21 protein-coding genes and 1 pseudogene are annotated in these 21821 nt (G+C 63.9%); 12 read left to right on the top strand and 10 right to left on the bottom strand.

What is annotated here, in order from left to right; all coding sequences use genetic code 11:
* Positions 1–181: 181 nt before the first annotated feature.
* From M1D51_RS16395 to M1D51_RS16385, 3 genes and pseudogenes are all read right to left on the bottom strand, one after another.
* Positions 182–2175 (bottom strand): annotated as a pseudogene (locus M1D51_RS16395) (DUF222 domain-containing protein).
* A gap of 43 nt (positions 2176–2218) precedes the next feature.
* Complete coding sequence (locus M1D51_RS16390) at positions 2219–2713, bottom strand: DinB family protein (protein WP_458107243.1); 495 nt, start codon at positions 2711–2713, stop codon at positions 2219–2221.
* On the bottom strand, positions 2710–3141 hold the full coding sequence (locus M1D51_RS16385; RefSeq protein ID WP_172323652.1) for a VOC family protein: 432 nt from the start codon (positions 3139–3141) through the stop codon (positions 2710–2712). The genes M1D51_RS16390 and M1D51_RS16385 overlap by 4 nt, the downstream gene beginning before the upstream one ends.
* Positions 3142–3401: 260 nt before the next feature.
* On the opposite strand from M1D51_RS16385, the gene M1D51_RS16380 reads away from it, so the two are divergent.
* From M1D51_RS16380 to M1D51_RS16370, 3 genes are read left to right on the top strand one after another with little or no spacing between them, the layout of a single operon-like run.
* Positions 3402–3767: a hypothetical protein gene (locus M1D51_RS16380; RefSeq protein WP_458107242.1), complete on the top strand. Its 366-nt coding sequence runs from the start codon at positions 3402–3404 to the stop codon at positions 3765–3767.
* Positions 3768–3821: 54 nt separating this feature from the next.
* Positions 3822–4511: a hypothetical protein gene (locus tag M1D51_RS16375; protein WP_458107241.1), complete on the top strand. Its 690-nt coding sequence runs from the start codon at positions 3822–3824 to the stop codon at positions 4509–4511.
* 59 nt (positions 4512–4570) lie between these two features.
* Positions 4571–5197, top strand: a complete 627-nt coding sequence (locus tag M1D51_RS16370) for an SDR family NAD(P)-dependent oxidoreductase (RefSeq protein ID WP_458107240.1) — start codon at positions 4571–4573, stop codon at positions 5195–5197.
* 159 nt (positions 5198–5356) lie between these two features.
* On the opposite strand, the gene M1D51_RS16365 is transcribed toward M1D51_RS16370, so the two are convergent.
* The gene (locus tag M1D51_RS16365) at positions 5357–5869 is read right to left on the bottom strand and encodes a GNAT family N-acetyltransferase (protein WP_458107239.1); all 513 of its coding nucleotides are present in this window, start codon (positions 5867–5869) and stop codon (positions 5357–5359) included.
* Positions 5870–5999: 130 nt separating this feature from the next.
* Positions 6000–8360 carry a glycoside hydrolase family 3 N-terminal domain-containing protein gene (locus M1D51_RS16360; protein ID WP_458107238.1) on the bottom strand — a complete coding sequence of 787 codons (2361 nt, stop codon included), beginning with the start codon at positions 8358–8360 and terminating at the stop codon, positions 6000–6002.
* Between the two features lie 202 nt (positions 8361–8562).
* Here M1D51_RS16360 and M1D51_RS16355 point away from each other — a divergent pair, with 202 nt between their 5' ends.
* The 4 genes from M1D51_RS16355 to M1D51_RS16340 are packed head-to-tail and all read left to right on the top strand — an operon-like array spanning position 8563 to position 12504.
* Complete coding sequence (locus tag M1D51_RS16355; RefSeq protein WP_458107237.1) at positions 8563–9669, top strand: Gfo/Idh/MocA family protein; 1107 nt, start codon at positions 8563–8565, stop codon at positions 9667–9669.
* 26 nt (positions 9670–9695) lie between these two features.
* Positions 9696–10709, top strand: coding sequence for a DUF6807 domain-containing protein (locus M1D51_RS16350; protein WP_458107236.1), 1014 nt, complete (start codon positions 9696–9698; stop codon positions 10707–10709).
* Positions 10696–11457 (top strand): cupin domain-containing protein, encoded by a 762-nt coding sequence (locus M1D51_RS16345; protein WP_458107235.1) that lies wholly within the window; start codon positions 10696–10698, stop codon positions 11455–11457. Before M1D51_RS16350 ends, M1D51_RS16345 begins: the two co-directional genes overlap by 14 nt.
* A 24-nt stretch (positions 11458–11481) precedes the next feature.
* Entirely contained in the window at positions 11482–12504 is a 1023-nt protein-coding gene (locus M1D51_RS16340; protein ID WP_458107234.1) for a LacI family DNA-binding transcriptional regulator, read from the top strand.
* 95 nt (positions 12505–12599) lie between these two features.
* Here M1D51_RS16340 and M1D51_RS16335 read toward each other — a convergent pair whose 3' ends face one another.
* Positions 12600–13049, bottom strand: coding sequence for a hypothetical protein (locus M1D51_RS16335; RefSeq protein WP_458107233.1), 450 nt, complete (start codon positions 13047–13049; stop codon positions 12600–12602).
* A 265-nt stretch (positions 13050–13314) separates the two neighbouring features.
* Here M1D51_RS16335 and M1D51_RS16330 point away from each other — a divergent pair, with 265 nt between their 5' ends.
* Complete coding sequence (locus M1D51_RS16330) at positions 13315–14052, top strand: GAF and ANTAR domain-containing protein (RefSeq protein WP_458107232.1); 738 nt, start codon at positions 13315–13317, stop codon at positions 14050–14052.
* Positions 14053–14059: 7 nt separating this feature from the next.
* Here the strand turns inward: M1D51_RS16330 and M1D51_RS16325 are convergent, their stop codons facing one another.
* Complete coding sequence (locus M1D51_RS16325; protein WP_458107231.1) at positions 14060–14827, bottom strand: tyrosine-protein phosphatase; 768 nt, start codon at positions 14825–14827, stop codon at positions 14060–14062.
* Positions 14828–14972: 145 nt separating this feature from the next.
* Between M1D51_RS16325 and M1D51_RS16320 the strand changes: the two genes are divergently transcribed.
* Positions 14973–16337, top strand: coding sequence for an MFS transporter (locus M1D51_RS16320; protein WP_458107230.1), 1365 nt, complete (start codon positions 14973–14975; stop codon positions 16335–16337).
* 25 nt (positions 16338–16362) lie between these two features.
* Here M1D51_RS16320 and M1D51_RS16315 read toward each other — a convergent pair whose 3' ends face one another.
* Both M1D51_RS16315 and M1D51_RS16310 read right to left on the bottom strand, forming a co-directional pair.
* Entirely contained in the window at positions 16363–17466 is a 1104-nt protein-coding gene (locus M1D51_RS16315; RefSeq protein ID WP_458107229.1) for a hypothetical protein, read from the bottom strand.
* A 149-nt stretch (positions 17467–17615) separates the two neighbouring features.
* Positions 17616–17828, bottom strand: a complete 213-nt coding sequence (locus M1D51_RS16310) for a hypothetical protein (protein ID WP_458107228.1) — start codon at positions 17826–17828, stop codon at positions 17616–17618.
* A gap of 189 nt (positions 17829–18017) precedes the next feature.
* Here M1D51_RS16310 and M1D51_RS16305 point away from each other — a divergent pair, with 189 nt between their 5' ends.
* From M1D51_RS16305 to M1D51_RS16295, 3 genes are read left to right on the top strand one after another with little or no spacing between them, the layout of a single operon-like run.
* Positions 18018–19013, top strand: coding sequence for an NADP-dependent oxidoreductase (locus M1D51_RS16305; RefSeq protein WP_458107227.1), 996 nt, complete (start codon positions 18018–18020; stop codon positions 19011–19013).
* 28 nt (positions 19014–19041) lie between these two features.
* Positions 19042–19893 (top strand): alpha/beta fold hydrolase, encoded by an 852-nt coding sequence (locus M1D51_RS16300; RefSeq protein WP_458109602.1) that lies wholly within the window; start codon positions 19042–19044, stop codon positions 19891–19893.
* A 41-nt stretch (positions 19894–19934) separates the two neighbouring features.
* Entirely contained in the window at positions 19935–20537 is a 603-nt protein-coding gene (locus M1D51_RS16295) for a TetR/AcrR family transcriptional regulator (protein ID WP_458107226.1), read from the top strand.
* Between the two features lie 20 nt (positions 20538–20557).
* On the opposite strand, the gene M1D51_RS16290 is transcribed toward M1D51_RS16295, so the two are convergent.
* The gene (locus M1D51_RS16290) at positions 20558–21745 is read right to left on the bottom strand and encodes a TerC family protein (protein WP_223944851.1); all 1188 of its coding nucleotides are present in this window, start codon (positions 21743–21745) and stop codon (positions 20558–20560) included.
* Between the last annotated feature and the right edge of the window lie 76 nt (positions 21746–21821).

Below are 21821 nucleotides of genomic sequence, written 5' to 3'. Positions count from 1 at the left end.
CAGCGGGCGGTTGATCTTGTACGCCGGCGCCCCGCTGGTCTCCTCGGTGGCATTCGTAGGTCGCATGTCGCGGGCACGGGGAAGCGGCCCGAAAGCAAACATCGCGTCGCTGGCCCTCCCAAAATTCGACCCCCAAAAGTTGACGCTCACCCAAGGTCGCGGCGCATCCCGTGCAAAACCCTTATGTTCTGTGGGGTGTGTGGTGGTGGTTGCGTCGGGGTGTTTGTTGGGGGTCGATGTGGGGTGGGGGGATGAACTACGGGACGCCGGTTGTCATGTTGATGCGCCATTGTTCTTTGTGGATGAGGTGGTGGTGGTGGCTGCAGAGCAGGGTGCCGTTGTCTGTCGAAGTGGTGCCGCCGTTGGACCAGTAGGTGGTGTGGTGGGCTTCGCACCAGGGTGCGGACATGGTGCAGTCGGGGAAGGCGCAGCCGCCGTCGCGGGCGGTGATGGCTTTGCGGATGTGGGGTGGGAAGATCCGGGTGGTGCGGCCGATGTCCAGGACGCGGGAGTCGCTGCCGAGCAGGACGGGGGTGATGTCGGCGTCGCAGGCTATTTTGCGGATGGTGTTGGGGTGGATCGGTCCAAGGAATGTTGCGGTGCCGGTGCCTGTCCTGGCGTCATTGCCGGGCGGGTTGTGTTGGGTGAGTTGATCGAAAAGTTCGTTGTAGTCGATGGTGACGGTGAGTTGGGGTCGGAGTCCGCCGTTGGAGGGTAGTTCCCCGGTGGTCATGGCGAGGCTGCAGGCACCGGTGAGGCCGTCCAGGAGTTTCTGGGCACGGGAGCGCCGGTCAAGGTCCGGGCCGCCGCTGGCATCAGTGCCGGCATAGGGCCCATGACAGTGCCGAAGCCCGTGGTGGTCAGGCGTGGGTTGGTGGCGGTGTTCATGGTGGTGGTGAGGGTTTCGTATTGTTCGGCGGTGGCGAAGATTTCGATGTGGTGCAGGCCGTAGCGGCGTCGGCGGCGTAGGAACGCGCCTTGGTGTTGGCGGAGGACTTCCTCGGAGGGTTCTGGGCCGTCCTGGTCGATGGATTCGGTCCAGCGTTTGGCCATGGTGGTGACGAAGTCCGGGTCGGTCTCTACCGCGGTTTTGGTCAGGGCGTGTTCCATCCGGGTGATGGTGGCGTCGTCGGTGAGGTTCCTGACGTTGTCCAGGGCACTGCTGATGATCGACGCTGAGCGGGAGGGCAGTTCTCCGGAGGCCAGGGCTTCGGCGAGGATCATGCGGCGGGCGGGGATGTCCTGGCCAATCATGCCGGGTTGGGGGAGGACGTCCGGGGCGAGGGCGAGCCTGCGCCGGGCCTCGCCGATACCGATCCGCAACCGTGCCCGCAGGAACTGTGCCGCGTCCCGGTACCCGTCATCCACAACACTGGCCCTGGACCCGGCTGCCGGCGCCTCAGAACCCGCGCCGGAACCAGAGCCCGCGCTGGAACCGGAGCCCGCGCCGGTACCAGAGCCCGCGCTGGTACCAGAGCCCGCGCTAGTACCAAAGCCCGCGCCGGAACCAGAGCCCGGGCCGGTACCGGAGCCCGCGCCGGAAAAAGAACCCCCGCCGGAAAAAGAACCCGCGCCGGTACCGGAGCCCGCGCCGGAAAGAGAACCCGCGTCAGCCCCCGGCACAGTTTCAGTCCAGCCCGTCCGCCACTCCGACGCAGCCGCCGAGGACCCCGGACTGGCCTGTAATGCCTCCGTCCGGGCCCGTTCCACCGCCTGCGCCGCGACAACCTGCAAGTACTCCACCGACCGGGCGATCTCCTCCACCCTGCCGGCAAAATCAGCAGCCTCAACAAACGCAAAAAGAGAAGCTTCGTCGGCAGCGGACAACCGCGCTGAGCCCAGAAGTGCCGCGCTGTCATTAAGAAGCGCCGCCAGGTCCGGCCCGGCAACCGAAAGGTGTTCGGGCGCCACGGTGTCGAGACGTTTGATCGGCTGGACGGCCGGGATCATTCCGAGGGCGGGAGCGTCGGCTGTCGGAGTGGACTTGGCCTTGCTGTTGGGCACCCCAGCGCCGTGGAAGTGGCCGATTAAGGTGATGGGCGCCGTCGAATCCTTGAACCCGGCCTTTACCAAATCCGGCTTGCTCAAGATGCGCCGTGACCGGATGGCGGCAAGGGCAGCGACAGCAGGGGACGATTCCGCCCTCAGTGCTGTCGACTGCCCTGTTTCTTCCATAAAAACATCGTGTCAGGGGGGTCTGACATTTTAGGGTCCCCGGCTACCGAGTGATCTGCTCCCGCAGAATATCCGCATGCCCGCAATGCTGGGCGAGCTCGCGGAGCATGTGGAGGTATACCCATCTAAGGGGCAGCGGCCCGCGACGGTTCCCGAGCACAAGGTCATCGAGCCCAAGGGATGAGGCCGCCTCCCTGGACTCCGAGCAAGCGTCCGCATGGGCGCGTTGAATGATGGCAATGGTGTCGTGATCTTCCAGGATGAAGGACTCATCAGGCGTCGCCGGGATGCCGATCTCTGCCCGGGATCGGCAGGTGATGGCTTCGTCGAACCATACCTTCTCCACGAAGGTTGCATGCTTGACCAAGCCCAGGAGGGTAGTGCGCGAGGCGACCAGCCGCCGTCGTGCTTGCTCTTCAGTGAGCCCGTCGAGGCACTCGTTGAGGGCCCGGCGGTGCTCGTCCAGGAAGGTGTCGAACTGGGTCCGGGCGTCCTGGTTGATGACGTCCTCAGTGAAAGTGTGCGGTAGTGCGCTCATCCGAAAACCACCGTTCCGTCGTCGTTGATGTTCCAGCCGGGGTTATGGGCGATCTCCCAGATGATGCCGTTCGGATCCTTGACGTGGCCGTGGAAGATCCCGCCAAATGCGCCTGCCTGCGCCGGTTTCAAAACCGTCGCACCAGCCGCCGCCAGCGCCTCGATGGTGCTGGACACCTCAGCCGCACTGCCCACGTTGTGGGAGAGCGTCACTCCACTCACGCCCTGCGTCGGGGTGCTGGCACCGAGGTCCTGATCGAATTTGTCGGCATCGAAAAGGCCGAGCATCAGCCCCGGCGCTATCTGAAAGAAGAGAATCTCGCCGGGTACGTCCATCGCCGGATCCCACCCGAGTCCGTCCTTGTAGAAGGCCCGCGCGGCATCGAGGTCAGGCGTGGCGAACGTGAGGAAGTGCAGTCGCTGGTCCATAGGGGAAGCCTAGCGGGAAGGTACGACGGCGTGACGCACCTGGGGCGGTTGGTGCATCGACGTTGGCGGAGCCCTGCAACGATTCGGGAGCCATTCGATGCCGACAGTGTCCGTTGCTCGCCGGAAGCGTCAACAATGAAGGCATGGCCAAACCAGCGCAGCCCAGGTGCCGCAGCACAGAGTCATGGATTCTGGCATCGGCGCTTTTCCTCACGATGGGGGCCGCCGGATGTAGCCCTTCCTTGGGTTCACTGCCGTGCATGCCTCCCGATTATCAGGTGTCCCCTTCGTCGGCCGGGCCGGGTGACGTGGTCACAGTTTCGGCGCCAGAGGCGAAATGCGATCCCCGCTATGGATCGGACGCGCAGGTTCGTATTGTCTTGACGGATGCTTCCGGAGAAGACGTCCTCAACACCTTGGCTCCCATGTCTGATGCAGGCGGGTTCACGGTCAAGGTTAATGTCCCATTGATCTCCTCTCCAGGTCTCATGGCTGTGAAGGCCGAGCCCTTTGGCGTCGACTGGTGCGATGACACGGGCACGAACAACCGGGCGAACCAGGGTGAGGTCGAGCTTGAGAGAGCCTCCTGCGCGGAGCCCTCCAAGCCGCTGACCATCACAAAGTAGCCAACTTGGCCGGTCCTGTTGAGGCCTGGTCCAAGCCGGTGGGAGGATGGAGCAGTGGAACCCCTCTTCGACTTCCTTGGCAGTTACTGGTGGCTCATTTTCCCTATCGGCGGGATGGCTGGTGGTTGGGCACGCTCGTGGTCCAAGGCCAGCGAGGAACGGCACCGCCGCAAAGTGGAGTTGTTGAAGTTGCAGAACCAGTTGGCGGTGCACGAGGAAGCGAACCAGGCCGAGGTCGTGTCGCTGATTGCCGCGCACGATTCCGTGAACCACAGATGGCTCGACTATGAGCTGGACGTTGGAAACCTCATTGATTTCCCGCTCATGACCGATGTGCGCGAGCCGCTCACGGTCGCCTTCCTGCGCGCCAAGAAGGAGGCGGACGGCTTGCGCCCCGCCAGGCCCGAGGAGATTTCGACGCCGGCCCGGCTGGCTGAATACCGCGCGGCCGTCCACAGCTACGAACTCGCTTTCGATGTCGCCGAGCGGGAGGCCCGACGCATCAAGGACGGCAACTTCAGTGGCCCCGAACGCCAACGGCTTGCGACGGCGAGGAAGCTGCTGCGCATCGCCGAAGACACTGCCGCCACCCCTGCCGAGCGGCAAACCGCGTACAAGCGGGCCCGCAAAGAGCTCGACGGCCTGATTGTCCTGCCGGAGGCGACGGTTGCCGCGCTCGAGAGCAAAATCATCAGTATGTTGGATTCCCGCAAGGACCCGGACACGGACGTGCGGTTCGCTTGACGCCACGCAGAAGGCTCGCCGTCATTACCGGGGCCGGACGCGGTCTGGGGAAGTCATTGGTGGAAGAATTTTCCGACGCCGGATGGGCGGTTGTCGCGCTCACCCGGACACCCGCAGAGTGGGCCGGCCGGCAGCATGTCACCGCAATCACCCACGATGTCCGGCATGAGCCATCTCCAGAGCTACTCTCAGCCATCGGGGACAGCCACATCGATGTGCTGATCAATAATGCTGCCCAGGGAGCCCGGCATTCCAACCTTGGTGACATTGCAGCGGAAGGCGTCATGAACGCCGTCGACGTCAATGTGGCAGGCCCTTTGCGTCTGGTGCAGGCCGTCCTTCCGAACCTGTTGGCCGCGCCGGATCCGGTGATCATCAACGTCACGTCCCGCCTGGGCTCAGTGGCAGCGCAGGCCAGGGGCGACTACTCGGACCTTTCCACGAGCTACGCCTACAAAATCTCCAAGGCTGCGCAAAACATGCTGACCATCTCCCTCGCCCAGGACCTCGCCGGCCAGGTGCGGTGCTGGGCAGTACACCCGGGGAAGCTGGCCACGGGGATGGGGCAGTCCGATGCTTCCAAGGATCCTCGGGTGGCGGCCCGTGAGTTGAGGGAATTGGTGGATTCCGGAGACCGTGTGTCGCCTCGGTTTGTCTCCCTTGGGGCGCCCGACCTCGCCTGGTAGCGGGGTGGACTGCTGCATTTCGGCACTTCCCTGCTGTGGAGGCGTGGCTTCCTGACCTTCTTTGAACCCGGATAGGCCGCTGTGCAACCGAAATTGGGTGCATTACGGCCTATCGGAATCCAAAGTGGGTGGTGACGGTACACCCTGATGGCATATCAGCTAGGTCAACTCAACGCCCATCACGGTCCGCACAATGTGTTCGCCGCCGGATCCGCCCCCATCATCTTCAAGGTGCCGCATCCCCAGCCGCTCAGCAACCCGGCGTGAAGGCACGTTCTCCGGATGGATGATGGCCACAAGGAGCTCCACCCCCAGGACATCCCGCGCAAGATCCCGGCACGCCAAGGCTGCTTCCGTGGCGTACCCCCGGCCCTGCAGCTCGCGGAGAACGTGGTAGCCCACCTCAAGTTCGGACCGTCCATTGACCTGTTGCCAGGTCAACCCGCAGTCCCCGACAAATCCGCCGTCGTGCGTTTCAATAATCCACAACCCGTACCCGTGGCGGGCGTAGTTCGTCTGGTTCCATTCGATCCAGGCAGCCGCTTCGTCGCGGGTTTTGGGAGCGGGGTAGTACGTCATCACCTCGGGATCACTGAGCATCGAGTTCATCACGTCCAGATCAGCGAGTGTCATTTGGCGGAAACGTAGCCGGGGCGTGGGGTGGGGGAGCATCCCCGAAGCCTACCCGTGGTCGGGCTGTGCCTTCACCACCCACTTTCGGCCCGGCGGCCCCCATAAACAACCGCTATTGGCTGCATTAGCCCCCGCATGCAGCCCAAAGTGGGTGGTGGCCGTACACCAGTCAGGGGAGGGGCCGCACCTCCACCGGCGTCAGCATCTCCCGCTCGAACCCCACCACCCGGCGCGGCCCGTGCAGGATCACCTCATGTGTATGGGCGTCGGCGGTGCTGGAGGTGGCCACGTGCAGCTTCACCAGCCCGGGCGTCACCATGCGCTGAAGGTCCAGGCCTGTGAAGGAGGTGCGGTCGGCGTGAACCGCAAAATCCACGACGGCGGACGCACCGGCTTCCAGCTCGACGCGGGCATAGCCGATCAGCTCGCGCACGGGACGGACCACTTCGCCCACCGGATCTTCCAGATACAGCTGAACAACTTCGGCGCCGCCACGGGAACCGGTGTTGGTAACCGTGCAGCTGACCGTGACGGAGTCCGACGTCGACATGGTGGGCGCGCTGCACTGATGCCCGGTCAACTCGAACGTTGTGTAGGACAGGCCGTGCCCGAAACCGAACAACGGCGAGGGGTCCAGCGCGCTGACGCCACTGGGACCAGCGAGCTTGGAATGCAGGTAGGTGCCCGGTTGGCCGCCGGGGGAGCGTGGCACGGAGACGGGGAGTTTGCCGGACGGATTGACTACGCCGGTGAGCACGTCCCAGAGTGCTTCGGCTCCTTCTTCGCCCGGGAAGAACCCTTGGACGATCGCGTCGGCGCGGTCAGTGAAGTCGCCCAAGGCGTAGGGGCGGCCGCTCAAGACAACCACCACGGCACGCGTTCCGGACTCAGCACAGGAAACGAGGATACGGTCCAGCATCCGGTGCTGATCACCGGGCAGGCGGAGGTCGGCGGCGTCGTTTCCTTCACCCGAGGTGCCCCTGCCGAACAGGCCTGCGTTGTCGCCCACCACCACCACGCACGTGTCCACGGAGGCTGCCACCTGGCAGGCTTCGGCGATCTGTTCCTCGGTGGCGGCCTCGCAGTTTCCGGTGACCGACGTGGCCACTGATCCAAACCGTTCTGAAGCAACGCCTGCCACGGATGGAACGGAGATGCCCATGGGCACTTCCGGGTGTGAGGCTCCCACATGGGCGTCAAAGGAGTAGCAGCCCAGCATGGCGAAGGGGTCATCGGCCAAGGGACCCACCACACCCAGTGAACCGACGTGCCCGAGCGGGAGCGCCGGAGCGCGGTCGAACTCCCGGTTGCTCAGCAGCACCAGCGATTGGGCGGCCAACTCCCGCGCCAGCGAGCGGTTCGGAGCGGGATCTAGGTCGATCGTGCCCGGTCCCGCAGGATCAGACAACACCGCCGGGACGGGGGAGAAGTCCGTCGACAACAAGCCGACCTCCGCCTTCTGCTTCAGCACGCGACGCAGGGCTTCGTCCACCACGGATTCCTCCAGCGCGCCCTCGCGGACGCGGCGCAGCAGCGGCTCGCCGAAGCAGTTCACGGTAGGCAGTTCAACATCGACGCCGGCACTCAGGGCCAGCACGGCGGCGTCACCGGAATCTGCGGCCACGCCATGGGTGACGTCCAGGAAGGCAACGCCGAAGTAGTCGGCTACCACCGTCCCGGTGAAACCCCATTCCTCACGAAGCAGCCCGGTCAACAGTGCGCGGTTCGCGGCGGCCGGTACGCCGTCGACGTCGGTATAAGCGTGCATTACCGAACGGGGAGCACCGTGGCGGATCGCCATTTCAAACGGTGGAAGCATGACGTCGGCGAGTTCCCGGGGTCCCATGGAGACGGGCGCGTGGTTGCGGCCGGCTTGGGAGGCTGAGTAGCCCACAAAGTGTTTGAGCGTTGCAACGATGCCCGTGGATTCCAGGCCCTGGACGTAGGCAGTGGCTACGGTTCCCACCAAGTAGGGGTCCTCGCCGATGGTCTCCTCCACGCGGCCCCAGCGGAGATCCCGCACCACATCCAGCACCGGGGCCAGGCCTTGGTGAACGCCCAGGGACCGCATGCTCGCGCCAATCCTGGTCGCCATCTCCTGCACCAGGGACGGGTTGAAGGTGGCGCCCCAAGCCAATGGAACCGGAAATGCCGTGGCCTTCCACGCGGCCAGGCCCGCCAGGCATTCCTCGTGCACTTGGGCAGGGATGCCGAAACGGGAAGCAGCCATGATCTGCTCCTGCGCGGCGGCCAATCGACGGGCGCCCTCAGCCGGTTCAAGGGGAACAGTGCCGTACATGCGCGTGATCTGGCCCAGCCCGTCAGCGATCATCTCGTCCCAGGAACGGGCGTCCCCTGCCATCTGATTTTGCAGCGGAGCCACGGAATCGCCGTCGGTGGAGGCGTTGACCCATACTCCCGCCAACTGGGCGAGCTTTTCCTCGAGGGTCATTTCACGGATGAGGTGCTCTACGACGTCCGACGCCGGAACGCGGGCAAGTGCTTGCTGATCGGCGGCGCCGGTGCTCACAGGCTTCTCCTTGGATTCTGCTGATGATTTTTAGAAACTATCAGAAATACGTATTTAGTTTCCATAGTCCCAAACCCTTGACTTGGTGAGCTCAGGCTTCATAGCGTTGAGCCCTGAAGCGGAATTGGCCAACTTGAGGGCGCAGATAGTCTCAAGACAAATTAAGAAACTTTCGGAAATGAATCCCAACGGAGAGACTCACATGCAGACGTACAGAGTGGCCCTTGTCGGCACCGGCGGCATCGCGGCAGTCCACGCATCCAATCTGGCGCGGACCGATCATCGGGCGGAGCTGGTGGCAGCGTGCGATGTGGATGAGGCCCGCCTGGAGACCTTCGCCGACGAGCACGGCATCGCGGGCCGATACCAAAGCCTCACCGAGCTCCTGGCCGAGGCAAAGCCGGACATCGTGCACCTCTGCACGCCGCCCATGATGCACATCGACCAAGCGATTGAGTGCCTCGAAGCCGGAGTCCATGTCCTCTCCGAGAAGCCGCCGGCGCTCAGCCTGGCCGACTTTGACCGCCTCAACGATGCCCAAGCCAAGGGCGGCGCACAGTTCTCCTGCGTCTTCCAACACCGGTTCGGGGACGCCTCGGCTGCTGCCCGCAACTTGATCGGCGGCAGCGACTTCGGCCGCCCGCTCGTAGCCCGCTGCGACACCCTCTGGTACCGCCCGGACGAGTACTTCGACCTGCCGTGGCGTGGCACGTGGAAGGCTGAGGGCGGGGGACCCACCATGGGCCACGGCATCCATCAGTTCGATCTCCTGCTCCACCTGCTGGGACCGTGGGAAGAGGTCACCGCCATCGCTTCACGGCAGGCCCGCGCCACCTCCACCGAGGACTTCTCTGCCGCATTGGTCCGGTTCGAGAACGGCGCCGCGGCCACCGTCATCAACTCCTTGCTCTCGCCGCGGGAAACCTCGGACATCCGGATCGACTGCGAATTCGCCACCATCGAACTCAGCCACCTCTACGGATACGGCACCAAGGACTGGACCATCACCGCGGCCCCCGGACATGAGGACGCCGTGACCGCCGCATGGACCGCGAAGCCGTTGGAGCGCGGCAGCGGCCACTCCGCCCAGTTCCTTGCCATGTATGAAGCGCTCGACGCCGGATTGCCGCTCCCAGCCGGCGCGGACTCTGCGCGGCAAACGCTGGAGTTCGCTGCCGCTATTTACGCCTCGGCCTTCACCGGCCTGCCCGTGCGACGTGGCGAGATCGTTCCCGGCCACCCCTTCTATGAGGGCATGGACGGCGAGGGCCGCGGCACCCGCGTCCTCGCCTCCACAGCCCGCGCCTGAAACCACACCCCACAACGGAGACCCTGATGACCACCACCGCCCAGACCACCACAGCCCAGACCACCACAGCCCAGCCCACCACGGCCCAGACCACTGCGGCCCAGACCGACACCGTCAGCTACACGGATGATGGCAGTTCCCTGACCTTCACGGTCGGAACCCAGGACATCGCGACGTACACCTACCGTCCCACGGATGACCAGTACGAGAGCCCCCGTCCCTACTTCCACCCACTCACCACCTTGGAGGGAGACGAGGTCACTATTTCCAGGCCGTGGGATCACGTCTGGCACAAGGGCCTCTCCTGGGCGCTGCCGAACGTGGGCGAGCACAACTTCTGGGGCGGAGCCACCTATACCCGCGAGACCGGCTACGCGAACCTGGACAACAACGGGGCCATGAACCACGAGGGCTTCACCAGCATTGAGGACACCGGGGCCGGGATCACTGCAGCGGAGGCGCTTCTCTGGACCGCTCAGCCAGCCGAACCCGGGCAGCAGGGCGCACCCCTGATCCGCGAACAACGCCGATTCGCCATTCAACTCCTTCCGGCTGGCAACGCATGGACGATCCTCTTCGAAACCACCATGGAGAACGTCTCCGGCGCTGAGATCGGGATCGGCAGCCCCACCACCGAGGGCCGCGACAACGCCGGCTACGGCGGTTTGTTCTGGCGCGGACCCCGGTCCTTCACCGGTGGCGAGTTCCGATCCGAGAACGGGACCGGTGCCGACGAGTTCATGGGCACCCGCTCACCATGGATCGCCTTCACCGGCCAGCACGATGTCACCTGCCGGAAGTCCAGCATCCTGTTCGTCGAGGACCAAGCCAACCCGGGTGCCTCCAACCAGTGGTTCGCCCGCTCGTCCATGTTCGCCTGCCTCGGTTCGGCGCCCTTCTTCAGCGAAGTAGTCCCGCTCAAGGAGGGCCAGCCGCTGACGTACCGGTACGCCGTCGTGATTGCTGACGGCGCGTTGGAAGACCAGCAGGCCGCAGCGCTCGCCGACGCTGCGAAAACAGCGTTGGATGCCTGGGCCTGAGATGTGCACATCGTTCCCGGGTGCAACCGCCGTGTCCGAGGTCAGTATTTACGAGTGGCCCGGGTTGGACGGCGCGGCCGGCGGGTCGCCGCACCTGCACACTGCCTCCACCGAGGCGTATGTGGTGCAGCAGGGCGTCGGGCGGTTGGAGACCCTGGATTCCCGGGGCTTCACCTCCACTGCGCTGACGCCCGGAACCGTGGTGTGGTTTACGCCGGGCACCGTGCACCGGGCCATCAACGATTCCGGCGATCTCAGGGTGCTGGTGGTCATGCAAAATGCCGGCCTGCCCGAGAATGGCGATGCCGTGATGACCTTCCCGCCCGAACACCTGGTAGATCACGACGCTTACCTGCGCGCCGCCGCACTGCCGTCAAAGAACGCCGACGGCGGTGACGCGGCTGCCGAGGCGGCCGCGCGTCGTCGTCGTGACCTGGCGTTGGAGGGATATCTGGAACTGAAAGCCGCCGTGCTGGAGTCAGGTGTCGCGGCGCTCGCAGACTTTCATGCTGCCGCAGTGCGCTTGGTGAGCGGGAAAACCGAGCGCTGGCGCGGATACCTCAGTGAAGGTGCGGAGCGGCAGGCGGGGCTGACCGGACAGCAGTTGCTGTCTCTTGAGTCCATGGAAAGTTTCTACATGCAGGATGCGAGGACTACGATGGGCGAACGGAAAACCCGCAGGATCTATGGCATGTGTGGCCGGATCCAGGCGTGGGAACTTTCCGAAACTGTCATCTCCGGGACGTGATTCCCGGCCGGGAAGGTAGGGACCATGGTAACCAAGCAGGACTCGGGACGGGCGACGATCAGCGAGATCGCCCGGGAAGCCGGCGTGTCCGTGCCCACGGTTTCCAAGGTCCTCAACGGCCATGCGCACGTCGCGGCAGCCACCCGCGCGAGGGTCGAAGAAATCATCGCCAAACGCGACTACGCCCGCCGCCCCGCCAAGCGCAGCAAGAAGGCCGGGCTCATTGACCTCGTCTTCCCGGGCATGGGTTCGGAGTGGGCGTGCGAGATCATCGAAGGCGTGGAGCGGGTGGCCCAGGAAGCCGGGTACGGCACTGTGGTCAGCAGCTTGTCACTGGACGGCTCGAGGATCCGGCCGTGGCTGGCGAACCTTGCGGAGCGAAAGTCCGACGGCGTGCTGCTGGCCGTGTATGAACTGGACTCGAAGCAGATCCAGCGCATCAAGTCGCTCGGCATCCCGGTGATCCTGATCGATCCTGTGGGCCAGCCGGGGCCCGATCTTATGACCGTGGGCGCAGCCAACTGGGATGGTGCTTTCTCGGCCACCGAGCATTTGCTGAAGCTTGGCCACAAGAGAATCGGCATGATCGGCGGCCGTGACGACCTCCAGTGCAGCAGTGCCCGTGAAGACGGGTACCTGGCCGCTTTGCGACGTGGAGGCGTGGATGTTGACCCGTCCTTGATGGTGCCCGGTGATTTCTCCACCGAGTCGGGGGCGCGGGGGACCGAGGCTTTGTTGGCACTTGCCGACCGGCCCACCGCGATTTTCACCGGCAACGACGCCCAAGCCCTCGGCGCCTACCGGGCTGCTCGCTCGGCAGGCCTCCGGATCCCCGAGGACCTCTCCATCATCGGCTTCGACGACATCCCCGCCGCGGAATGGATCGAGCCCGGCCTCACCACCATCCGCCAGCCCGTGGTGCAGATGGCCGAAACGGCCATGCGCGCGCTGCTCCGGCACCTTGAAGGTGACGAGGAGTTGCCGCAGCGGATCGAGCTGGGCACGGAGCTAGTGGTGAGGGGCTCGACGGCGGCGCCGGTTTCCTAGCCGGGTCTACCTAGCCCCGAGCCTCCCAGCCCCGAGCGGTCTTAGCCGGGCCTCCTGACAGAGCCGCCTTAGCCGGGATTCTTAGCCGGGTCTACTTAGCCGCGACCCATGCTCGTCGACGGATCCCCGCCGCCTTCGGAGGGGTCCGCGCGCAGGTCGTCGGGATCGTTCTGTGGCAGTCCTGCCGGGCCTGACACGTCACCTGAGGCGGCCGAAACGTCAGTGTCCGCGTCGCTGTCGCGGCGGGTGTCGGCGTCGTGGGTTGTCTCATGCGAAGCGGTGCCATGCGAGGCGGTGCCATGCGAAGCGGTGCCATGCGAAGCGGTGGTGCCCTGGCCGTGGCCGGCCGTGCGCGGGTCATCATTTTCGCCGGGCACGTCCGAGTCCATGGAGTTGGAGCCTTCGCTGATGGACGAGTGGACCTGGATGTCGTCGTCCTTCTGGCCGGGCTCGGGGACGCGGCCGTCGTTCACGGGATCGGACGTGCCGGCCAGATCTTCCATGGCGTTTTCGGCCGTCTTGCGGATGCTGTCTTCTACGCCCATCAGTTGACTCCTTTGCATCAATGGCCTGATACCAGGCCGGGCTTGCATAGTAAGCCTACTTACTTCTTTGGTGATGCGAAACCCTCGGCGGGGTTGACAAAAGAGCTCCTCCAAGGTTGCGTTCCCGCAGGTCAAAACCTTTCGAGCCGCACTTTGTACCGTTGATCGTTGGACGATAAGGTATTGCCAGACCGTTTTGCAGAGGGCGGCAATTTTCGCTCCTTTGCTGTCTGCTGGGGACGCATTTCAGTCAGTAGGAACGTGCATGGTCAACCCCCGCCCTGAGCAGGAAGCTCTCCAGAATGGATACTTTTTGGATCTAGTCCTGGGCAGTGAAGATGTCGAAGCTTTTCTCGCCGATCTCGCGGCCTTCTCGGCCGAGAGCCTCTCGCATCCCGATTCCCCCGTCTTTTGCGGAATCACCGTATTGCGCCGTAAGAAGGCAGCCACCGCGGCCAGCAGTGATGACCGCGCGCAGGCAATGGACGAACTTCAAAACGACCTTGAAGGCCCCTGCCTCACGGCCATGGATGAGCTGACTCCCGTTCTGGTGCCTGACCTGCTGCACGAGCGCCGCTGGCCGGAATACGTCGCGGCGGCGTCGCACCATGGACTGCGGTCCATCCTCAGTGTCCCCCTCCTGGTGGAGGGTGACACCCGAGCGGCCCTGAACCTTTACTCGGAACGGATCAATGCGTTCAGCGAGTTGGACATAGAACGTGCCGAAGTGTTTGCCTCGCATGCCTCCAAGTCGTTGCGTCTGGCCCTGAAGATCGCCCAGCTCAGCGATGCCCGGAACGACCTCGCCGCGGCCATGCAGTCCCGCACCGTGATCGACCTCGCTGTTGGAGCGATCATGGCGCAGAACAAGTGCAGCCAGGATGAGGCCTTCACCATCCTCCGCACCGCCTCCAGCAACCGGAACATCAAGCTGCGGCACCTGGCCAAGTCGATCATCGCGGCAGTCTCCTCGGGCTCGGTCACTACGCACTTCGAGGAGTAGCAGGCAGTCAGCTGGCCGGTACCACCAGGCGCTCACGCAGTTGGGCGATGGTGGCGTCGGACAGCCCGGCGCGCCGCACCGGCTCCAGTACGCTTCCGTGCCGCTCAATCAGCAGTGACTGCATCGTCTCCATGGACTCGGCGTGGGCGCCCATCATGGCACCCATGCCCTTGATTGCTTCCTCATCCAGGACGCGGTCCGGCATGAGCCCGCCCAAAATTGCCCGAAGCCTCGGGAACAGCTGTGGCAGGCGGGTGGCGGTGACGGCGTAGTCGGCCGAGATGGTTTCAGGTGCAGCGCCCAACGCAGAAAGCACGACGGCGGCGAACACTCCCGTACGATCCTTGCCGGCTGCGCAATGGAAGACGGTGGCGCCATCGGCCATGGCCACCAGCGTCACGCCCAGGGCGAGTTGCCGGGCCTGGGTTTCGAGCAGGTTGGCGTACCAGGCGCCCACGTGAGCCGGGGTGGTGGCGGCCGTCATCATGTCGTGGCTGATGGTTTCCGGCGACGCAATGGACGCCGTCAAGGCGAGGTGGTGGTAGCTCACGCCGGCCACGGTCAACGGACCCCGCCCGGTGAAGAGTGCCTCCTCCGGTGAGCGGAGATCGATCACTGAAGTGACGCCGTCGTCGATCATTTGCTGGGCGAAAGCCGCCGGCATTACCGAGACGTCGTCGCTGCGGAGCAGCACGCCGGAGCGGGTGGTGCCGCCGGATACCGGAAGCCCGCCGAGGTCGCGCAGATTGACGGGGGAGAGGTCCAGAGTTTCCAAAGGTGATTCCTAGCTTGTCCGGCGCAGTGTGTGAGCCACATGCTACAGGTGCTTTATGGGAGCATCCTCCCAGTAAGCGGTCGCGAAAGTCCGCTTTGTGACCCCGTTTCGTGACCCAAGGCAACCATGGAGCACACTGGGTTGGGTGACCGTCAAAAAACCCCGCCCCGGCCTCGCGATCTTTGCGCTGAGCCTGGGGACGGCGCTGAATCCGCTGAACTCATCCATGATCGCCGTCGCGTTGGTGGTCTTGCGGGAGCATTTCGAGCTCGACGTCGCCACGGTCACCTGGGTGATCACCTCCTTCTATCTCGCCTCCGCCGCCGGCCAACCGCTGATGGGGCGCCTGGCCGATCGCTTTGGCCCCCGCCGCCTGTTCATGTTCGGCATGGCCTTGGTGGCGGTCACCTGCACCATCGCACCGTTCCTCCCCAACTTCGCGCTGGTCTGCGTGGCCCGCGCGCTTATGGCCGTAGGGACCGCGACGGCGTACCCGTCCGCCGTCGTGATGGTCACCGAGCTGAGCAAGCTGGCTAACTTGCCGTCCACGCGACCCTTGGGCCGGATCCAGATGGCAAACACGTCCGCCGCTGCCGTGGGACCGGTGGTGGGTGGGCTTTTGGTGAGCCTGGTCGGGTGGCAGGCGCTGTTCGCGATCAACGTGCCCATCGCTTTGCTGGCCATGTTCGTGGTGTACAAGGTGGCGCCCGTGGATTCCGGGCGCGAGACCGGAAAGCTCGGTCAACTGATCCGCGATTCCGATATCCCCGGCATCCTCGCGTTCGTCACCTCGCTGATGCTCGCCATGATGGCCCTGCTCAACGTCATGCCCGGTTACCGCTGGTACTTGCTGGGGGCCGCCACGGTGATCGGCGCTCTCTTCGCCTGGCGGGAGCTGCGCTTCCAGCCCCCGTTCCTGGACCTTCGCCTGCTGGGCCGGAACCGGCCGCTGCTGCTGGTCTACTTGCTGTTCATCGTGTTCAGTGGCGTCTACTACTTCGCGTTCTTCGGCCTGCCGCAGTTGCTGCAGGAGGCCGGAAATTACGACGCCGGTGTGGTGGGCCTGCTGATGCTGCCCCTCGCGGCGTTGTCGGTGGTGGTGACGCCACTGACGGTGAGGTTCATTGAGCGGTACGGTGTTCGGTCCGTACTGATCACCGGCGTCCTGATTCTGACGGTTGCGGCGGGAACGCTGGGTTTCCTGACCATGACGCTGTGGGCTCCGCTCGTGTTCGTATTGACGGCGCTGATGGGTGTTCCGTATGGCGTAGTAAGCACCGCATCCAATCAGGGCCTGTATGTTTCGGCCCGTCCCGAGGAGCGGGGCGTTGCCGCCGGGATTTTCCAGACCTGCCGCTACCTTGGTGCCATCACGGCTACCGTGCTGATCGGCGTGCTGTACGGCCCGGGCGTGAATCAGGCGAACTGGGGGATCATGGTCCTGGTGATGCTGGGGCTCAGCGCCGTGGTGCTGGTGCTGGCTGTCATGTGGCGGAAGCCCACGGTTTAGGAGCGCTGAGAGAGTCGAGCGCGCATCACGACCCTCGCCGCTGCTCCGCAATCCACGTGTGATTCACAATGGCTGCCGCGAAACTCTTGGACAAGGTGGCACTGTCCGGCCCGCGGTAGAGGTCCCTCTGAAAATACGGAGACTTATCCGTGTGGGGCCCGCTCTTGTCGATTTGCTTGACGAGCTCGGAGAGGTAATCGTGTCCGCCGGTCCGGTAGGAGTCGGTCTCGCCTTGGTCCAAACGGATCAGGGCCGAGGAATCCACCATCGAGTTGCGCCAGTACCTTGCTTCCAGGAACAGGGAGCCTTGCTGTTCCACCAGGAACCATGAGCCGGGCTGGTGGTCCACGTAGTGCATGGCGTCGCGGTCTTGGGCGAGCCTCAGTTCATCACCCCACTGCTCAACCGGCGGGATGGCTTCGAGGGGTCGCTGCCGGGCTTCGTTGAATACGGTGTATGTGAAGGTGGCTGGTGACTCGCGATACAAGGTCAGGCAGATGATTCGCTTGCACGCCGGGCAGCTGAGTTGGCTCTCCACCCGTTCCATGAGCCGGGATGCGTGGAGTGCTTGGAGGTCGGCGAGCGGAACCCAGCGAACGCTCTCAGTGATCAGTCCCGCGGCTGCGGCGCTGGCGAGCGCGGCGACGGTGTTCTCCACGTCGACTCCGCTGCCCGGGGCCTTAGCTCGAACCAGGAGATCGCTGCAGCTGGGGCAGTCGTCATCCTCAGGGCGGCAGGCGCGTTGCGGAGCCTCCACTGTGAAGCTGATGCTGAGGAGGTTGCCGGGGTCATTCCAGCCGCGATTGTTCTTGAAGCTTGGTTCGGCGTACGCGCCGTCCAGCATGAATCCCATGCCGCCGAGGGTGCGGGGCGCGTCGATGGCGGCTTTGAGGTCGGCAAGGGTGGCGTTCTTGTCCAGACCCGGGATCCACTGGGAAAGATTGAACCCGTTCGGTGCGAACCCGGTAGGTGCTGCGTGCAGCGCGACTGCCACGACGGCGTCGTCGTGCATGATGATTTCGCTGCCAGAGGCGAACTGCAGCCGCCGCGAAAGGTAAGCGGGTTCGCCCACCAGCCGTTCCTTGGCTGCCCCCGGGTGACCGCCGAAGGCATCGATCAGCCGCTGCACGGTTGGATCCTCTTCGCGCCCCACCAGGGCCTCAACGATCAGAGGTAATCGTGTTTTAGTGCGCCATCGCTCTTTCGCGCCGTTATTTTTCCGCCATCCCACCCGACCATTATGTAGTGCGGGCCAGCGGTGAACCGGGCGCCTGCCGGCTATGCGCCGGTGTGCTGGGCGCAGTGCTCGCAGCAGAACATGCCGGTTTCGTTTTCCACGCCGTGGCCGAGGATGCGGCAGCCGCAGTGTCCGCAATTGGGGGCCATCGCGTGGATGGCGCATTCGAAGCTGTCGAAGGTGCCGGTGCGCTCGCCTTGGGTGATGGTGAAGGTCTTGTCGTAATCGTTTCCGCACGTATCGCAGGTTGCCATGGTGATTCTCCTTTGAGGTTCGGGATCCGGCTCCCGCTGGAGGGTAGGAGTCGGGTTGTTCTTAAGCTAAGCATGCTTACTTTTCTGCAACAAGGTCCTTTCGGGGAGCCCTTCGGGCAGCCCCTTGCTTAATTTACTGAGTACACTCATAATTGAGTCCGGTCAGAAATTCTAATCAGGAGAACCCGCATGAAAGCCTTCGTCCTCAACCAGTACAAGGAACCGCTGCAGCAGATTGACGTCCCTGAGCCTGTGCTCGGCGAGCACGATGTGCTGGTCCAGGTCCACGCAGCCGGCCTGAATCAGTTGGACGAGAAGATCAGGTTGGGGGAGTTCAAACAGATCCTCCCGTACAAGCTTCCGCAGGTGCTGGGCCATGACGTTGCCGGTGTAGTTCTGCAGGTGGGCCCCCAGGTGCGGTCCTTCAAGCCCGGCGATGAGGTCTTCGCCCGACCCGGCAACGAAAGCATCGGCACATTTGCGGAGCGCATCGCCTTGGCCGAGGAAGACCTGGCCATCAAGCCCAGGACTATCACCATGGAGGAAGCGGGTTCGCTGCCGCTGGTGGCTTTGACGGCCTGGCAGGCACTGGTGGAGCGCGGCAACGTTGGCCCCGGCCGGAAGGTCTTCATCCATGCCGGTGCCGGGGGAGTGGGCTCCATTGCCATTCAGCTGGCCAAGTACCTGGGCGCGACGGTTGCCACCACGGTCAGCGCAGGGAACAAGGACTTCGCCCGTGAACTTGGCGCGGACGTGGTGATTGACTACCGCACCGAGGACTTCGTGGAGATCCTTCACGATTACGACCTCGTGCTGGACAGCCTCGGCGGCGAGAACCTGGAGCGGTCCCTGAAGGTTTTGAAAAAGGGCGGCAAGGCTATCGGCATCGCTGGGCCGCCGGATGCAGGCTTCGCCCGGCAGCTCGGCGGAAACCCTGTACTGCTGGGTGCGATGACGCTGCTGAGCTCGGGCATCCGCCGCAAGGCCCGCCGTTTGGGCGTCAGCTACGAGTTCCTCTTCATGCACGCAGACGGCAACCAGCTGAGGGAAATTGCCGCGCTCATCGATGCCGGGGAGATCAAGCCTGTTCTGGGCCGGGTGGTCCCGTTCGATCAGACGGCCGATGTCCTTGCTGCCCTGGAAAAGGGCGGCGTCCGTGGCAAGACCGTCGTCAGCCACGTTTAGCCACCACCAACCACCCGATAGGACAAACATCATGAGTGAGCAGCACAACCAGAGCTATCTGCAGGTTCCTTCAAAAACGGTGACGGCCGGCGATGTTACGTACGCCTACCGCGAGATGGGGCCCAAAGGCGGGGTGCCGGTCATCTTCCTGATTCACCTCGCCGGGACCATGGACAACTGGGATCCGCGGATCATCGATCCCATCGCCGCGAAGCACCACGTCATCACCTTCAGCAACCGCGGTGTGGGTGCGTCCACAGGCAGTGTTCCGGACAGCATCGACAGCATGGCCGATGACGCCGCTGCCTTCATCCAGGCCCTCGGCTACCCGCAGGTGGATCTCTTCGGATTTTCCCTTGGCGGCATGATCGCCCAGTCGTTGGTCCTCAAGCACCCCAGCATGGTGCGCAAGATGGTGCTCGCTGGCACAGGCCCTGCAGGTGGCGAAGGCATCCAGAACATCATCGGGACCACGTACTACGACGTTCTCCGGGGAACCCTCACGCGGCAAGACCCCAAGGAGTTCCTGTTCTTCAATCGGAACGTCGCAGGCAAGCCTGCCGCGCGGGCCTTCATCAGCCGGCTCAAGGAACGCACCACCAACCGCGAGGCGCCTATCAAGTTCGGCGCATTCCAGACGCAACTGAAAGCCATCCGCCGGTGGGGATTATCGCCGTCGGCCGATCTTGGCGTCATCACCCAACCGACGTTGATCGCCAACGGTGACAACGACCGCATGGTCCCCTCGGTACTTTCGAGCGATATGCACCGGCGGATTCCGGGCAGCGAACTGGTCATCTATCCCGACTCCGGGCACGGCGGCATCTTCCAGTTCCACGACCGCTTTGTTCCCGTAGCCCTCGAATTCCTGGGCCGCTGATGTGGCGCCCGCTGATGTGGCGCCGCTGATACGGTAGCTCCATGCAGCCTGCGCCCCAGACCCTTGGCCGACGTGAGCGGAATAAGCAGGAGAAGCTTGACCGCATCACCGCGGCAGCCCGTGAGCTTTTCACCCAGTACGGGGTGGATGAGGTCACCACCCAGCAAGTAGCTGAAAAGGCCGACGTCGGTTCGGGAACCTTGTTCCTGTACGCGAAGACCAAGGCGGAGCTGCTTTTGTTGGTGCACAACGTCAAGTACGCCCAAGCGCTGGCCAAAGGCGTGGACGCGGCGTCCGCTGAAGCGGAGGTGCTGGATGCGGTGATGGCCATCATCCGGCCCATCATTGAGTGCAACCGCGTCCAGATCGAGAACGGCCGGACTTACCTCAAGGAAATCGTCTTCGGAGATCCCTCCGAGCCGCACCACGCAGAAGCGCTGTCCCTGACCATGCGCACCGAAGAAGCCATTGCCGAGGTCCTGGGCCGCGACAAGAATTTGCTCGCCCGAGACACTGCCAAGCTGGCGCGCATCGTCTCCTCGATCATGTTCATCAGCATGACGTCCTCGGCCACCATGGAAATGACAGACGCCCAGGTTGGCGACGAGATCCGGGATCAGATCAGCGTGCTCCTGGGCGCCTGAGGTCTTAGCCGTGGCGGGATTTAGCGGTTGAGGAATGCCTCGTGCTGGCGGTGGGCTTCCTTGACCTGCTCGCGGATCGTGTCCACGTCCTTGGCCTTGTTGCGGTACTTCAGCGGCATCTGGACGATCTGGGCCTCTTCCGCAGTGAGTGCTCGGTAGATGCGTTCGCGCTCGTTCGCGTCTGCGGTGTAGTCGAGGTCCAGGTAATCGACGGCGTGGCGGCGGGCGTTGTTGATGGCCGTCTGGGCCTTGCCCGCCGGGCTGATCAGTGAGAGCACCACGGTGACGATCAGGACGCCGATGATCACGCTCAGCGAGAGGCCGGTGCTGATCTCGATGACGTTGACGTGCTCGCCGTCGTTGATGAACGGCAGGTTGTTCTCATGCAGGGCGTGCAGGATCAGCTTGACGCCGATGAACGCGAGGATAGCTGCCAGGCCGTAGGAGAGGTAGATGAGGCGGTCCAGCAGGCCATCGATCAGGAAGTAGAGCTGGCGCAGGCCCATTAGTGAGAACGCCGTGGCGGTGAAGACGATGAATACGTTCTGGGTGAGGCCGAAGATTGCCGGGATGGAGTCGAGGGCGAACAGGATGTCCGTGCCGCCAATGGCCACCATTACCAGGAGCATGGGAGTCAGAGCACGCTTGCCGTTGACGGTAGTGAAGAGCTTGTCGCCGTCGTACTTATCCGTAGTGTGGAAGAGCCTTTTGGCGAGCCGGATCATGAAGTTGTTCGCTTGATCGTCACCGTGGTCGCCGGGCTTGAGCAGGTTGCCGGCCGTGAGCAGCAGGATGAGGCCGAAGATGTAGAACACCCATGCGAACGAGTTGATCAGCGCGGCACCCAGGAAAATGAAGCCGGTGCGGGCGATCAGCGAGAACACGATGCCGAAGAGCAGGACTTTCTGCTGATCCTCACGTGGCACCCGGAAGCTGGCCATGATGATCAGGAACACGAACAGGTTGTCTACCGAGAGGGCCTTCTCCGTGATGTAGCCGGCGAAGTACTCGGACCCCATTTGGGCGCCACCGAAGACCAGTACCAGGATGCCGAAGACCACGGCCAGGCCCACGTAAATGGAGGACCAGATGGCCGCTTCCTTCAGGGAGGGGACGTGTGCCTTGCGGATGTGGAAGAAGTAGTCGAAGGCCAGAAGCGCCAGAATGACGACGATGGTGATGCCCCAAATGAGGGGAGAGACGGTCATATGATCCTGCTTTCGTGAGGCGCGCGAGTGGTGTTGCTCACCGAGGGTCAAACTCTTTGTCTAAATTTACCGGGAG

This window comes from Arthrobacter sp. R3-55, assembly GCF_054161505.1.
This window is presented reverse-complemented; position numbering and strand designations above follow the sequence as displayed.